A 14,321-nucleotide genomic window follows, 5' to 3' on the forward strand; every position below is an offset into this window, starting at 1 on the left:
CCATGATCGCACTCATTGCATCAAGGGATTTTCTGGAACGCACGCGCGACGGGCGGCTCTATTGGGCGGGCGGCGTAGTGCTGGTGCTTTTGTTGGTGGCGCTGGCGGTCGGCTTCGGTCGCCAGCAAGAGGTGCGCGCCGAGCAGAAGGTGGCCCAGGCGCTGGACTACAAGGATTGGCTGGCCCAGGATAAGCGCCATCCACACGACGCGGCCCACCAGGGCACGCATGCCTTCAAGCCTGAAGCGGCGCTGGCCATCGTCGATCCGGGCATCAACCCCTACATCGGCGGCACGCTCTGGCTGCAGGCCCACCGCCAGAGCGAAGTCAAGTTCCGACCGGCGCAGGACGCCACCGGCTTGCAGCGCTTTGGCGACCTCTCTGCTGGCTGGATTTTGCAGGTGCTGGGGCCGCTTTTGGTGATCGTGTTGGGCTTTAACGCCTTCGCTGGCGAGCGCGAGCAGGGCATCTTGCGCCAGACCTTGAGTCTGGGCGTGTCGCCGCTGCAGTTGCTCTGGGGCAAGGCATTGGCGCTGGCCGCAAGCCTAGGCGTGCTGCTGGCTCCCGCCGCGCTGCTTGCAGGAGCTGCAGTGGCGATCGGCGCAGATCCCGGAGAGGCCAGCCACGCGCTGCTTCGCTTCGGCGCGGTGGCGCTGGGCTATGCGCTGTACCTCGCCATCTTTGTCTTCATGGTGCTGGGCGTCTCGGCGGCATCGTCTACGTCTCGCGTGGCCATCACCGTACTGCTGGCGCTGTGGATCGCCAACACGGTCATCGCGCCGCGCGTCATGTCTGAACTTTCGCGGGCCGTGCATCCCAGCCCGACCAAACTGGAGTTCACCAAGGAACTCTCCGCCGGCCTTAAAACCGAAGCCGACCGCGTCTGGCAGGAAGCCTTTGGCACCACCAAACGCTGGAGCAGCGATGTGCCTCTGAACAAGTGGGGCCTGGCACTGCAGATTGATGACAACGCCAGTTATGCGGTGCTGGATCGTTACTACGGGAAGCTCTGGGATACCTATGGGCAGCAGCAACATATGCAGGAGTTAAGCGGCATTGTGTTGCCGATGCTGGCGGTGCGCGCCTGGTCCATGGGGATGGCAGGAACGGATTTTGAGCACCACCGCGATTTCACCACCGCCGCCGAACAACATCGCCGCGTCGTGCAGAACCTGATGAGCGATGACCTGGTCGCCAAGGCCGACCCGCTGGGTAACCAGCATTTTTCCTACCAGGCGGGGCCGGAACTGTGGGCCAAGGTGCCGCCTTTCGACTATCACGCACGTGAGCCTGAATGGGCCTTGCTGCGCAACTGGCCCAGCCTGGCCGTTCTGGCTGCCAGCTTTCTGCTTGTGCTGGCATTTGCCTGGTTCGCCGTGACGCGCCAGCGCGCCTTGTAGGAGCTGACACCATGCAAACTTCCCAAACTCAAACCGCGCGCCTGGCCATGGTGATGCGCCAGGAGCTGCGGCTGCTGCTGGCCGAGCGCAGCCTCTGGATCGTTGCCACGCTGTTCCTGCTCTTGATCGGGTATGCGCTTTACAACGGCGTGCTGCAAACCCGGCTGCGCGACCAGGCCCAGGCCGCCATCGTCGCCAGCGACGCGCAGACCCGCGCCAGCCAGTTGGCGCTGCTTGGCAGCATCTTGCAGGGCAGCGTCAAGCCGGCGCCTTTCCAGAATCCGGCCGACCCCGCGAACATGGGCGGTGGCTACGGTGCCCAGCACGCAATTCTGCCCAGTGGCCCGCTGGCGCCGATCGCGCTGGGTCAGACCGATCTTTTTCCGGGCCAGTTCAAGGTGACGTTCCAGAGCCGCATTCATTTCATCCACAACAACGACATCGAGAACCCTTGGCACTTGTTGAGCGGCCATTTCGATCTGGCCTTCGTCATTGTCTATTTGCTGCCTCTTCTGATCTTTGCGCTCAGCTACAACCTGCTGTCGGGCGAGCGTGAAAGCGGCACGCTGCGCCTGCTGGTGTCGCAGCCACTGTTGCTGCGAACGCTGGTGCTCGGCAAGGTCGCCGTTCGGGCTGCCGTGTTGCTGGGCATGGCGGCACTGGTGCCCGTGGCCGTGCTGCTGCTGGCTAGGCCGGAGGCATTGGGCGCAGCGGGTGCCACCTTCTGGTGGGCGTTGCTGGTCGCAGCCTATGCACTCTTCTGGTTCGCCCTCGTGGTCGCCGTAAACGCGTTCGGAAAATCCTCCGCTACCAATGCCATGGTGCTGGTGATTGGCTGGGTGATGCTGGTGCTGATCGTTCCGGTGTTGCTGAACTTGGGGGTCACTGCCGCCAGCCCGGCGCCGTCCCGCACCGAGCTGGCTACCCGCACGCGCATGGTGACCATCGAGGCGATGAACCGCTACCAGAAGCTTCTGGCGGCCGACTACCGCTACATGGACAAGCCCGAGGTGTTGCTGCCCAAGGACGGGAAGATCGAGCTGAGTGGCCGTCAGCTGGCAAACTTTTCCATCCAGCGCCAGACCGACGATGAAATCCAGCCGGAGCTGGACCGCTTCGACGCCCAGCAGGCCAGACAACAGCAACTGGTAGCGCGTTACAGCGCGGTCTCGCCTGCCGCTGTTGCCTATGAAGCCATGACGGCGCTGGCCGGCACGGGGGGCCGGCGCCACACGCTTTTCATGGACCAAATGGCGCAATACCACCGCGACTGGAAAGCATTCTTCTTTCCGCGCATCGACGGGGGCGTTGCGATGTCCGAGGCCGACTTTGCGCGCATTCCCAAGTTTGCCTGGAAAGAAGAGCCTGCCGACCTGGTGCGCAAGCAGGCGCTGCAGTCATTGCTCCAGCTGATCCTGCCGTCCTTGTTGCTCTTGGGCGTTGCCGGCTGGCGGTTGCGGCGCTATGCCGTGGTTTAGACAATCACGACCCGCCACTAAAAATTTCAACAAAAGCATTCAATTTAACTGGAAAAGAAAATGAACCAAGTATTTATTCGCACCGCTGTGGCCCTGGCCGCTGCTGCCGTTGCGCAGCCGACTCTGGCGCAAGCCGTTGAAGACAAACAGCTTCCCGCCATCCAGGTGCAGGGGAACCGCGAGGTTGGCACCATCAAGCTCGATGAGGCGAGCAGCACCGCTTCGCGTTTGGGCCTGACCGTTCGCGAGACACCTGCTTCGGTGGAAATCCTGTCGAAAGAGGTGATGGAGGAGCGCGGGGCACGCACGTTTTCGGAAGCCTTGCGCGGTGCGTCTGGCGTCACTGGTGGCGGCCCACCATCAGCACCAACCACTCTCGTGACTCGTGGCTTCACGGCCCTGACTTATTTGTACGACGGTACGCGCTCATCGGGAGCCGGCTTCGTTAACCGGGTGCAGGACACCTGGAACTACGACCGTATTGAAATCCTGAAGGGTCCGGCCTCTGTGTTGTATGGCGATGGTGCCATTGGCGGCGCCATCAACTTCATCACCAAGCGGCCGGACCGCAATAACCCCGGGACAGAGGCCCTGCTGAGCTATGGCAGCGGGGGCTCGTACCGCGCGGCGGTGGGCAAGGGGGGAGCGCTCGGCGAGAGTGGAGCTTACCGCTTCGACTTCAGCCACAACGACAGCAAGGTGCGCAGCATTGCCAACAATGGCGAGAAGCTCGACCATTTCACCAGCGGGGTCACGTTCGACCTGAGCAGCGCGCTCAAACTTGACCTGTCGTTTGATTACCTGCGCGATGACAACAAGGTGTACTACGGCACGCCGCTAATTCCCGGTGCGCTGTCCACCCAGCCAACCGGTGTAGTGAGCACACCGGACGGCCGCGTCATCGACAGGCGCCTGACCGGACTCAACTACAACGTCAGCGACCAGAACAATTCTTCGGAGACCTTGTGGTGGCGCGCCAAGTTGACTGCGCAACTCTCACCTCAGTGGACGTTGCGCAACGAGTTGTCAATCAACTCTTCCGACCGGACCTTTCTCAGTTCGGAGTCTGCCGTCTTCGTGGCGCCCAACCTGATCAACCGCGACCAGACACTGATCACGCACGACCAGAAGTCCATCTTCAACCGCCTCGACGCCAGCCATGTGGGCAAAATAGGCGGCCTGTCCAACCGCTTCACCATAGGCGCTGAAGTCAGCAAAAGCGACTTCGACAGCATGCGCCGGTTTTCCAACGGATCCGTGGCGACCAACAATGCGCTGCGTGTCAATGCTTTCAGCCCCAACATCGGCGTCTACAACTCCGACCCGGCCTTGATGACGGGTGCGGGCAACCGGACAAATGTCACCTCCGACACCAAAACCGCGTCGGTGTTTGCGGAAGATGCCCTGAAGCTAACGGACGCCTTCACCCTGGTGGGCGGCCTGCGCCATGACCGCATCAACATCCAGCGCAGCATCCGTGATCTCAACGCTAACACTTTCAGCAGCTTTGGCACGACTTATGGCAGCAACGCGGTCCGGGCCGGTGCGGTGTATGACCTGTCGAAGGAATCGACGGTTTACGCCCAGTACACCAATGCCGCGACCCCGGTCGGCTCTCTGTTCCTGCTGTCTGCAACAAACTCGGCTTTTCCGCTATCGCGCGGCAAGCAGGTCGAGGTCGGCTTCAAGCAAAGCCTGGCGGAAAAGCGGTTTGAATGGACGGCAGCGCTGTACCAGATCGAACTGGGCAACGTGCTGTCGCGCGATCCGGCCAACCCGGCGGTGACCATCAACAACGGTCAGCAGTCTTCGCGCGGCATTGAGCTGTCCGCGGCTTGGCGGCCTACGCGCCAACTCACCCTGGCTGGCAATGTGGCGGCGCTGCGTGCGCAATTCGACACCCTGGTCGAGGCCGGCAATGTGTCGCGTGTCGGCAATGTGCCGACCAACGTGCCCGAGCGTGTGATGAACCTGTTCGCTACGTATCGCCTGGACCAGCTTCCGGTGGAGTTTGGCGGCAGTGTCAACCGCACCGGCAAGATGTACACCGACACCGCAAACACTATCCAGATCAACGGCTACACAACAGCAGACGCGTGGCTGAGCTACCGGATGAAGCCTGCGCTGCTTACTCTGCGTGTGCGTAACCTGACCGACAAGCTCTATGCCAACTATGGAGGCCGCTCGACCAGCCAGGTATTGCTGGCCCCCGGACGCACGGTAGAAGTGACGGCGAAGTTCGACTTTTGACTGGCCGCAGTAACCGCTTGCAGAGGGCTGCGGTGCTTCGTCAATTGCGACCATTCCAAAATGCCGCGAGTAGATGCGCTCACACGATAAATTGCACTGATGCCACTAGGATACCTTCGATCCTGTTAGGCCCAAAAGTACCTGCAGCAAGGAGAAGGTTTCCCCTTCTGGAGGCGGGTGCCAGTATAGAGCAGAAGTCTTCGCCGATCACAGCAAGGGATTGGGGTTTGCTGTACCGGGCTATTGAGGCTATGCTGGTCCTCACTGTGAATCAGCCCTTCGCGCTCTTAGCCAAAGATCAACACGGCGGCCATACGGGTTCGCGTGGCAATCTTGGATTGTGTGGAGGCTATGGACCAACTTCACCGTGAACTGATCAGTGAAGGCAGGAGTCGGCCTTCCGCTGAGGCGACCAGCTTCTTGCAGCCGCTTTAGTTAATGCAGTGACGGCAGGTGCCGCGGCAGGCTAATGGAAAAGATGCTTCCCGATCCGGGCAGGTCTCGCACGCTCAACACACCGTCATTGGCCTCGACGCTACGGCGACAAATCGACAAACCTAGGCCCGAACCCGATTTGTCGGTCCCGCTCTGCTTGAATGGGATAAACAAGTCTTCGATATTGCCGGGTGGCAGGCCTCCGCTCTGATCCTGCACATCAAAACGAATATTGTCGCCGTCGGCATAGACGGTCAACAGCACCTTGGTGCCTGGCTGCGTGAACTTAAAAGAGTTTTGCAGCAGGTTTCCTACAGCAGAGAAAAGCAGATCACGATCGGCCTTGATCGCGAGTCTGAGGCCAACCACAGAGCTGGAGAACTCACATCCCCTGGATTGCGCCTCCAACTTCGCTGATGCTTTGACTTCAGCGACAAAATCGGCAATAAAAATCACTTGCTGGTTGACGGGTATGCCCGCGGTTAAACGTACGTCGGTCAGGGTGCGGTCGGCCATGCCGCGCAAGCTGATCAGGGTCTTATCCAGCATCTTGCCCGTTGCTCCGCCAAAACCCACTTGGCCAGATTTGATGGCGCCAATGGCGTGCGTGATCGAATTGATATGATTTCGCATTTCGTGGGCCAGAAAGCCCAACCGCAGATTCAGCGCCTGATCTTCTCTGCCATCGCGAAGAAGCCTGCGCTGATAGGTAAATTCGGTGACCGCGTCCGCAATCGCGTTGTCCAGGCAGCGGTTGAGCGTGCGAAATTCGTCAGTCTCAATGGGCTCTTTGAACTCGTGGGCTAGATCCGTGATGGCCTGGCACAAGTCACCATAGTCGTGAACCACTTGCTCAATCGTAAAACCAAGCTCGGATAGCTCTCTTCCGTGCTGCGTGGCTGATTCGCCAATTTCCGGATATTCTGAAGGGCCGCCGGCAGGCCCGGACACTGACCTACTTTGCAGTGACGCCGAAGTTTGTTCAACCTCCAGAGTTTTAATCAGTTGGTCTATGAAGACGGATATCCCGTAGCGGGAGTTTGGTTTGTCGGTCGTGATCTCAGATCGTTCCGCCACTTTGGCGAGACACCTGTTGACCAGCTCTTGTCGGTTGCGAAATATGAATTGATAGAGCATAGGTAACAGTCAATATACGCCTGCAATGAGGTCAGGACTGTGCGCTAACGAACCCAGTTGTTTCATTCATTTGAAAGTTGCCATGAATACCCGAAAGAGAAAGCGCCGGATTTACACACTGTTTCACCACCGCTTCCATGGCGAACAGCTATGGAGATCAGCAGAGGAACAGGCCTGGCTGGACGTGGCTCCGGTGGGCCGGGAATTTGGTAGCTGGGACTATGAACGCCTCCAAATCCTGGATCTTTACGCGTCAGGGCAGTTGAACCGCGATGAGGTCATGGGCAAACTCGGTGTGGATCTGAAGGCGTTGCAGCACCAGATGTGGGCCGCTGGCCTTGTGGTCAAGAAGGACGAAGCGACATGAGAGAAGGCGCTCCAGACCTTGCCTTTGCTTAGAACGGCCACTCCCGAGTCCATTGCACAGGGTGTGGGGTCGGTGGGGCGTTCAGGCAAACTGCAGCTCGATTTTTCCGGCGCGGCGGCGCACCGGGCCGACCACGATCTTCACGTCATGCCCCAGCCTGGCTACCAGCTCCAGCAGCTTGGCTTCGCTGACACCACGGAACTGGCCACGCGTGATACGCGACACCTTGGACTGATCAATGCCCAGCAGTGCAGCCGCATCTTCCTGCGTGAGGCGGCGCGCCTTGATTGCACGGGCTATCTCGCCAGCCAGCTGGGACTTGCGCTGCATCTCGGCCGCGTCGGTGTAACCCAGGTCGGCGTAGACATTGGTGCTGCCTTCTTCGATGGTGATTTCGCTGTGCTCATTCATTTGCGTGCTCCTTGCTGTGCCTGCCAAACTTCGAAATCCTGTTTCGCGGCCTTCAGGCGGGTGTTGATCAAGTCCAGGTCCGGCTTCGGCGTGGCGATGCCGCTTTTAGACTTCTTCTGGAAGCAGTGCAGGACATAGACCCAGCCGGCGAACTTGACGGTGTAGACGGCCCGGTAGGTGTCGCCCTGGTGATCCTCAACCACCTCCAGCACGCCGGCCGAACCGAAACCTGTCATGACCTTGGCATCCTGGTGCTTGCCGCCAGCCTGGGCCAGGTCGATGGCATGGCCAAAAACGTCTTTGACATCCTCCGGCATCCCATCGAGGTCGCGCTTGGCGGAACTGACCCATTTGATAGGCTTGCGGGCTTGCTTCGACATCGCCTTAATTATGCCTGTTTGGGCATATTCTCGTCAACTCACCCCAGGGCCGAACTTTTAGCGGCATTGCGATTTTTTCCGCGTGGGCACATAAGCGCGCTTACGGCGCCAAACGGGTATTTGGCTCCCACCATACCGGCGCGACGGCTGAAGCGGCCCTAAAACAGCATCATATTCGATAATCTACTATTACCCAATGTTAGATATTTCTATATTCATAATTTCTTGACCTCATAAATAGTATGTAATATCATGGTACATACTATAGTACGAAATAACGAGGTGAACCATGGCCAGAGCCGGTATCTACAAGTCTGAAGTGCTGCGTGCCCGCAATAAATTGCTGGCCACGGGGCGCAATCCGTCCATCGATGCGGTGCGCGAAGAGCTGGGCACCGGCTCCAAAAGCACGATCCATCGCTACCTGAAGGAGATCGAGGAAGAGGAGGGGCCGGCCACTGGCAGCCGGGTGGCCGTCAGCGAGGCGATCCAGGACCTGGTGGGCCGTCTGGCCGCCCGCGTCAACGAGGAAGCGGAAGAACGGGTCACCACGGCGCAGGCCAGGCACGCCGAGCAACTCACGCAGCACCAGCAAGCCACCGCAGCCCTGAAAACCGAGGCGCAGTCCACCCGCCAGCAACTGGAGCAAAACCAGAGGACGCTGGCGGAAGAAAAGACCGCTCACGGCAAAACCAGCGAAACGCTGAACAGCAAGACCCTGGAATGCACGCAGCTCGCCCAGCAGGTGGTTGACCTGCAAGAGCGCCTCGCGGCCGAAGAACGCCATCGCCAATCCCTGGAAGAAAAGCACCAGCATGCGCGCCAGGCGCTGGAGCATTTCCGGCAGTCCACCAAAGAGCAGCGCGAGCAGGACCAGCGCAAACACGAGCAGCAGGTGCAGTACCTGCAGGCCGAATTGCGCACCGTGAACGAGACCTTGGCCACCAAGCAACAAGAGGCTGTCCGCACCCTTCAGGAAAACGCGCGTTTGCTGGGTGATTTGTCGCGCGCCCAGGGCGATCTGCACCAGGCCCAGGAAGAGGTGCGGGGCCTGCGGCCGCTTAAGGATGAACTGGGATTTGCGCAAAGGCGTACCGAGGAATTGGGCCGACGCCTGGTCGAGCAGGACAGTGCCGTCCAGCAGCTCAGCACCTCGAATAAGGAGTTGCTGACCAAGGTCGACGAGCTGCTGACCGCAAAGCAGCAGCTGGAAGTGGCGCTGGCGACGGCTAGGTCATCCGTCACGGCCCAAGAGCAGGTGGTGGCCAGCATGCTGGAGCGCTTTAGTGCGCCGGCGACTGGTCCGTCCTGATGTGGTTGCGAGCCCGGCTGAGGGGGCCGTTCGACAAGGGAAGAAGGAGTCGAAAAAGCCAACGGGGACAGGGACTTAAGCCTGTTTCTGCGGGTTTTTACATGAATCCCTGCCGACCCTCTTATCGGTCCATGGATCCAACCTGTCAGCGCCCTGCGCGTTCTGAATTAAATAAGCTCCGAGCCCATGACTGGTGGTCTTGGTTAGCTATAAAAATAGTAGCGATGACGCAACCGCACCAGCATCCTTCCTGTTTTCGCCCAAGCATGTAGGACGACGGAGCTTCCTGCCTTGGCTGATCTCCGTGGCGGGCAAACTGCAGCAATGCTTACACACGACACTCTGAAACTGAGCCGCTGGGCCGCGTCAGCCTGCCTGCTCACTGGCCTGGGCGCAGGTCTTGTTCATGCCCAGGCGCCGGCCGGCAGCGCCGCAGAATCGGGCGCTGCCTTGCAGGCCAAATACACCGCCTTGAGCCCCCAGCTTGCGCGCAACCCCTTCCAGCGTCCGCTGGTGATGGACTCGACCGAGTCGGCCAAGGCCGTCAGCGGTAGCGCCTATGCCGTCATCAACTACCGGTACACCACCGTGCTCGCTGCCTTCAAGGACCCGGGCAACTGGTGCGAGGTACTGATTCTTCACCTCAACACCAAACACTGCGGCGCCGACAAGGACAGCCGGCCGACAGCACTGTCGGTCAGCGTTGGGAAAAAAACGCCGCAGGAGCTCAAGGATGCGCACGCCCTGACCTTCAGTTTCACGCCAGCCGCAGCGCGAGCCGACTATCTGGCGGTGCGGCTCAACGCGGCCAAAGGTCCGCTGGGCACCCACAACTACCGCATTGACCTCGAAGCCGTGCCGATTGAGGGCGATAAGACCTTCATGCACCTGCGCTACTCCTACGGCTACGGCATGACCGGCCGATTGGCCATGCAGGCGTACATGGCCACGGTGGGCAGCAGCAAGATCGGTTTTTCAGAAGTAGCCAGCGAAAACGGGGGTGCGAAGGCACCGGTCGGCGGCATGCGCGGCGCGGTGGAACGCAACACCATGCGGTATTACCTGGCGATTGACGCCTACTTGGCGTCGCTGGCGGTGCCGGCCTCGCAGCAGTTTGAAAAACGGCTGCAGCACTGGTTTGACGCAACGGAGCGTTATCCGCGCCAGTTGCAGGAGATTGACCGGACGGCTTACCTGAGCATGAAACGCAGCGAGTACCAGCGCCAGCAGGCCACGCCGTGACCGTGGCTCGACCGTCTCCGCAGAATCTTCTCCACCCGTTTGCGCGCTCTGGCGCTATCCGTTCTGGCCTGAACCGGCGTCACCTTGCCCGGCTCCCGCACCGGAATCGTGGGTTCAGTGGACGGTGGCTCGATGATCTCTGGCGGACTCCCAGGCCCCGGCATGGGTGGCATGACTGGTGGCGGCATCTCCGGCGGGATCTGGGTACCGGGTTCGGGCGTGCTGGCAAGTGACATGGGGGTCATGGCGTCATGGGTTTTTCAAGAAAATTGTTGCCCAAGGCATCAGTGGCGGCGGCTCAGCGCGGCCTTGACCAGCGCAGCCAACAAGGCGCCTGCGGCCAGCGCGAGCAGCGCTGACTGCACCGGCTTTTCTGCCACGCGACGTGCCAGCCTGTCTGCGTAGCGAACGCGGCCTGGTGCCGGGTCGGCAGCTTCTGGCAAGGGCTCACCACCCTGCAGGATATCTGCCGATGCGGGATTGGCCAGCACCGCTTCTTCGGCGGACTGCAACACCTCCTCGGTCAAGGGCCGGGGAGGCGCCCCCAAAGGCGTGTCGTGGATTTCTGAAGCGGGCGTGCTCATGGTGCTACTTTCTAGTGACAAGGGTTGAGAAATATCGGGTCGCCTGAAGAGCCTTGGCGCTCAGGTCTTGGACAACTGCTGCGGCCGATTGGCCGCACCATCGAACTGACGGGCCAAAGCAGCGCAATACAGCAGCAAATCATCAATTTCGGTGCTCTTGTCAAAGACGGCATCCGCACCCAGCTGGGCGCAGCGCCAGCGAATCTCCGGCGTGGCGTGGTTGCTTAAAACCACCATCTTCTGGCTCGGGTGTCGATAGCGGCAGGCTTTGATAACCCCCAGACCGCTGCCTTCCTTTAAAAACAGGTCCACGATGGCCAGGTCCCATTGCGCGTCATTACGCGCCAGCCAACGTGTGCCTTCGTCTTCTGTTTCGGCTATGCCGATGGTTTTGATGGGGACCAACTCTTCCAGCGTGCCTATCAGGTTGTCACGAATGGTCACGTTGTCTTCAACGATGTAAGCCCGCATAAGTTGTTACTCCTGTATCCGTTGGTGCGCAGAGCCAGCTTAAGCCAGAGCGACCTACAAACTTTAAACCGTAGACAAGGTGCGCACGCGAGAAAGCCGACCGTGCTGTTGTAGGCGAAGGCCGTGCGCTGTTACGTCACGCGTTTGGGCACGCCTGCGCGCCCTCTTTCCGTGGGACAGGTCTTACAAGCAGTCGCGATAGCCCTTACACCGGTTACCGCTGGCCAGCTACGAGTCGGCCCAGTGCTTGTGCGTAAGGTCGACACTTCACTTGAGTTTTCTGCAGCGTGCCCGTTTTTTTCTAGTTTCTAGGACTCCTCATGACACTCGCAGCCTCCTCCCGCACTGGCGTGGGTGCCGCTCAACACGAGGCTGAGCCGGGCCACTTTGTTGCTCTGTGGCTGTCCGTCGCTGCGGCTTTTGCCATGCTGATCGCGTTTTTAACGCTCACACCAGACGGCGTTGCCGAGCCGGTACAAACCCTGGCGGGATGGTTGGTCGGAGGTGGCGTAGCCGCCCTCGCGGTCATCGCCGTGGTGACAGGCCTGGCGCGGCTGCTGGACTGCGAAGACGATTGAACCACGATGTGGCAACGACAAAGTTGCCGGCGCCATCCCCGTCCGGACGAAAGTCCCCGGACTTCTTCTTAGACATCTCAAGGAATCACACATGTCGCAATCCAAGCGCAGTCCCGCCAACGCCCCCAAAACGCCCCCCGGAACGGACAAACAAAAACAGCTACTGGCTTCGACTGCCGATGCGACAGGCAACCTGACGACCAACCAGGGCTTGCAGATTCCCGACAACCACAACTCGCTGAAAGCCGGCGTACGCGGCCCGACCCTGTTGGAGGACTTCATCCTCCGCGAAAAAATCACCCACTTCGACCACGAGCGTATTCCCGAGCGTGCCGTCCATGCGCGCGGCACGGCGGCTCACGGCTACTTCAAGGTCTACAAGCCGATGGTGCAATACACCAGCGCGGGCTTTCTGCAGGACCCGGAGGCCGAGATTCCTGTCTTCGTGCGTTTTTCCACAGTCGCCGGCTCGCGCGGCTCGGCAGACACCGTGCGCGACGTGCGCGGCTTCGCCGTCAAGTTTTATACCAACGAAGGCAACTACGACCTGGTGGGAAACAACATCCCGGTGTTTTTCATCCAGGACGCCATCAAGTTTCCGGACCTGATTCATGCCGTCAAGCCCGAGCCGCACAACGAGATGCCACAGGCTGCCAGCGCGCACGACACCTTCTGGGATTTTGTGTCGCTGATGCCCGAATCCACCCACATGTTGATGTGGGCCATGTCGGACCGCGCCCTGCCCCGCAGCTACCGCATGATGGAAGGTTTTGGTGTGCATAGCTTCCGTTTCATCAATGCACGCGGCGAGTCGCACTTCGTGAAGTTCCACTGGAAACCCAAGCTTGGCGTTCATGGCCTGGCCTGGGACGAAGCCCAGAAGATTGCCGGCAAGGATGCCGACTTCCACCGGCGCGATCTGTGGGAAGCCATCGACCAAGGTAACTTTCCTGAATGGGAACTGGGTGTGCAGATCATCGAGGAAGGCAAGGAAGACAAGCTCGGCTTTGACATCCTGGACCCGACCAAGCTGATTCCCGAATCGGTGGTGCCTGTTCAGTTGATCGGCAAGATGGTGCTCAATCGCAACCCGGACAACTTCTTCGCGGAAACCGAGCAGGTGGCCTTTCACCCCGGTCACCTGGTGCCGGGCATTGATTTTTCGAACGACCCGCTGCTGCAGGGCCGTTTGTTTTCATACACCGACACGCAGATTTCACGCCTGGGCGGTGCCAATTTCCATGAGCTGCCGATCAACAAGGCGGTCTGCCCTTTCCACAACTTCCAGCGTGACGGCATGCACCGCCAGACGGTCAACAAGGGCCGGGTCTCGTATGAGCCCAACACGCTCGCTACCGGCGCTGAATACCGCGTCGACGGCGGCGCCCAAGGCTTCCAGTCTTATCCCGAGCAGCTGGAATCGCCAAAAATACGGCGCCGCAACCCGTCGTTCGACGACCATTTCTCGCATGCCACGCTGTTCTGGAACAGCCAGAGCCCGGCAGAAAAAGACCATATCGTCGCGGCCTTCCGCTTCGAGTTGTCCAAGGTGGAGGTGCCGGAAATCCGCCAGCGCATGGTCGATAACCTGGCGCACGTGGACGCCAAACTCGCAGCGCGGGTAGCCGCGCCGCTGGGTATCAATGCGCCGGATGCCAAGGCGGCCGCAGGTCGCTTGGGCTTTCGTGAGTACCGGATCGTTAACACGGTGGAGGAAGATGCGGCCCTGAGCATGGCTAAACCATCGGATGGCATCAAAACGCGCAAAGTTGCGATCCTGGTGGCGGACGGCGTGGATTTGCTAACCTTCAAGCGCCTGCAGCAGGAACTGGTGGACGCGGGTGCAGTCTGCAAACTGATCGCGCCGCAGCTTGGCGCCGTCAAAACGTCTTCGGGCAAACAACTTGCGGTGGACCACACCTTTGCCAATGCGTCCTCAGTGATGTTCGATGCCGTGCTGGTGCCCGGCGGCGAAGCCAGCGTGGCGACCCTGTCGCAGCTTGGCGATGCGGTTCACTTTATTCTGGAGTCCTACAAACATTGCAAGACCCTCTGCGCTCTCAATGAAGGTGTGCAGTTGCTGGGCACTCTGGGTTTTGCGCTGGAAGGCAATGGCAACCAGGTGATGGAGCCGACAACAGGCGTGTTGCTGGCCGACGCGCGCAAGACGGCCGATGGGCAGATCGGCCAGGCCTTCATCTCGTCCATCGCCGCGCACCGGCATTGGGACCGGCTCAATGTGGGCGCCGTGCCTGCTTGATGCCAAGTAGTTGATG

Annotated in this window: 14 protein-coding genes; 8 read left to right on the forward strand and 6 right to left on the reverse strand. The window is 60.2% G+C overall.

Annotated features, from left to right (window positions below):
- Positions 1 to 2 precede the first annotated feature (2 nt).
- The 3 genes from Q8O29_RS05365 to Q8O29_RS05375 are packed head-to-tail and all read left to right on the forward strand — an operon-like array spanning position 3 to position 5,128.
- Complete coding sequence (locus tag Q8O29_RS05365; RefSeq protein WP_305561028.1) at positions 3 to 1,400, forward strand: ABC transporter permease subunit; 1,398 nt, start codon at positions 3 to 5, stop codon at positions 1,398 to 1,400.
- Positions 1,401 to 1,411: 11 nt separating this feature from the next.
- On the forward strand, positions 1,412 to 2,878 hold the full coding sequence (locus tag Q8O29_RS05370; protein ID WP_305561029.1) for an ABC transporter permease subunit: 1,467 nt from the start codon (positions 1,412 to 1,414) through the stop codon (positions 2,876 to 2,878).
- 60 nt (positions 2,879 to 2,938) lie between these two features.
- Complete coding sequence (locus Q8O29_RS05375) at positions 2,939 to 5,128, forward strand: TonB-dependent siderophore receptor (RefSeq protein WP_305561030.1); 2,190 nt, start codon at positions 2,939 to 2,941, stop codon at positions 5,126 to 5,128.
- Positions 5,129 to 5,563: 435 nt separating this feature from the next.
- Here Q8O29_RS05375 and Q8O29_RS05380 read toward each other — a convergent pair whose 3' ends face one another.
- Positions 5,564 to 6,700 carry a sensor histidine kinase KdpD gene (locus tag Q8O29_RS05380; protein ID WP_305561031.1) on the reverse strand — a complete coding sequence of 379 codons (1,137 nt, stop codon included), beginning with the start codon at positions 6,698 to 6,700 and terminating at the stop codon, positions 5,564 to 5,566.
- An 82-nt stretch (positions 6,701 to 6,782) separates the two neighbouring features.
- Here Q8O29_RS05380 and Q8O29_RS05385 point away from each other — a divergent pair, with 82 nt between their 5' ends.
- On the forward strand, positions 6,783 to 7,067 hold the full coding sequence (locus Q8O29_RS05385; protein WP_305561032.1) for a hypothetical protein: 285 nt from the start codon (positions 6,783 to 6,785) through the stop codon (positions 7,065 to 7,067).
- A gap of 81 nt (positions 7,068 to 7,148) precedes the next feature.
- Here the strand turns inward: Q8O29_RS05385 and Q8O29_RS05390 are convergent, their stop codons facing one another.
- Both Q8O29_RS05390 and Q8O29_RS05395 read right to left on the reverse strand, forming a co-directional pair.
- Positions 7,149 to 7,478 (reverse strand): helix-turn-helix domain-containing protein, encoded by a 330-nt coding sequence (locus Q8O29_RS05390; protein WP_305561033.1) that lies wholly within the window; start codon positions 7,476 to 7,478, stop codon positions 7,149 to 7,151.
- Positions 7,475 to 7,858 (reverse strand): type II toxin-antitoxin system RelE/ParE family toxin, encoded by a 384-nt coding sequence (locus tag Q8O29_RS05395; RefSeq protein WP_293596053.1) that lies wholly within the window; start codon positions 7,856 to 7,858, stop codon positions 7,475 to 7,477. Before Q8O29_RS05395 ends, Q8O29_RS05390 begins: the two co-directional genes overlap by 4 nt.
- Positions 7,859 to 8,147: 289 nt before the next feature.
- On the opposite strand from Q8O29_RS05395, the gene Q8O29_RS05400 reads away from it, so the two are divergent.
- Both Q8O29_RS05400 and Q8O29_RS05405 read left to right on the forward strand, forming a co-directional pair.
- Positions 8,148 to 9,170, forward strand: coding sequence for a DNA-binding protein (locus tag Q8O29_RS05400; RefSeq protein ID WP_305561034.1), 1,023 nt, complete (start codon positions 8,148 to 8,150; stop codon positions 9,168 to 9,170).
- 324 nt (positions 9,171 to 9,494) lie between these two features.
- Positions 9,495 to 10,412 carry a hypothetical protein gene (locus Q8O29_RS05405; RefSeq protein WP_305561035.1) on the forward strand — a complete coding sequence of 306 codons (918 nt, stop codon included), beginning with the start codon at positions 9,495 to 9,497 and terminating at the stop codon, positions 10,410 to 10,412.
- On the opposite strand, the gene Q8O29_RS05410 is transcribed toward Q8O29_RS05405, so the two are convergent.
- The 3 genes from Q8O29_RS05410 to Q8O29_RS05420 are packed head-to-tail and all read right to left on the reverse strand — an operon-like array spanning position 10,361 to position 11,467.
- Positions 10,361 to 10,657 carry a hypothetical protein gene (locus tag Q8O29_RS05410; protein ID WP_305561036.1) on the reverse strand — a complete coding sequence of 99 codons (297 nt, stop codon included), beginning with the start codon at positions 10,655 to 10,657 and terminating at the stop codon, positions 10,361 to 10,363. The genes Q8O29_RS05405 and Q8O29_RS05410 overlap by 52 nt on opposite strands.
- Before the next feature lie 39 nt (positions 10,658 to 10,696).
- On the reverse strand, positions 10,697 to 10,996 hold the full coding sequence (locus Q8O29_RS05415; RefSeq protein ID WP_305561037.1) for a hypothetical protein: 300 nt from the start codon (positions 10,994 to 10,996) through the stop codon (positions 10,697 to 10,699).
- Between the two features lie 60 nt (positions 10,997 to 11,056).
- Entirely contained in the window at positions 11,057 to 11,467 is a 411-nt protein-coding gene (locus Q8O29_RS05420) for a response regulator (protein ID WP_305561038.1), read from the reverse strand.
- A gap of 320 nt (positions 11,468 to 11,787) precedes the next feature.
- On the opposite strand from Q8O29_RS05420, the gene Q8O29_RS05425 reads away from it, so the two are divergent.
- Positions 11,788 to 12,045, forward strand: a complete 258-nt coding sequence (locus Q8O29_RS05425; RefSeq protein WP_305561039.1) for a hypothetical protein — start codon at positions 11,788 to 11,790, stop codon at positions 12,043 to 12,045.
- A 91-nt stretch (positions 12,046 to 12,136) separates the two neighbouring features.
- A complete protein-coding gene (locus Q8O29_RS05430) occupies positions 12,137 to 14,305 on the forward strand; it encodes a catalase (protein WP_305561040.1) in 2,169 nt (722 codons plus the stop codon).
- Positions 14,306 to 14,321: the final 16 nt, after the last annotated feature.

It is taken from the genome of Polaromonas sp., assembly GCF_030689685.1.
In the GTDB taxonomy this organism is placed as follows: domain Bacteria; phylum Pseudomonadota; class Gammaproteobacteria; order Burkholderiales; family Burkholderiaceae_C; genus Polaromonas.